At 36.6% G+C, this 287-nt stretch carries 1 pseudogene; it reads left to right on the top strand.

Annotated features, from left to right (window positions below):
- Positions 1-287: pseudogene (locus HMPREF3057_RS09560) on the top strand (NADP-dependent phosphogluconate dehydrogenase); the annotation flags it as partial.

The raw sequence follows: 287 nt of genomic DNA, 5'->3' as shown, positions 1-287 counted from the left end.
AAAAAATTAAAGATGCTTACGATAATAATCCAGAACTTGAAAACTTATTATTAGATCCATACTTCAAAAATATTGTTACAGATTACCAAGATGCATTAAGAGACGTCGTAGCAACAGGCGTTAAAAACGGTGTACCGACACCAGGATTCTCTGCAAGTGTGAACTTCTATGATAGTTATCGTTCTGAAGATTTGTCAGCTAATCTTATCCAAGCACAACGTGACTATTTTGGTGCACATACTTATGAACGTAAAGACCGTGAAGGTGTGTTCCACACACAATGGGAT

This window comes from Streptococcus sp. HMSC072D05, from assembly GCF_001815805.1.
Taxonomy (GTDB): domain Bacteria; phylum Bacillota; class Bacilli; order Lactobacillales; family Streptococcaceae; genus Streptococcus.
The sequence above is the reverse complement of the archived record's forward strand: the minus strand, read 5'-3'. Positions and strand labels throughout refer to the sequence as shown.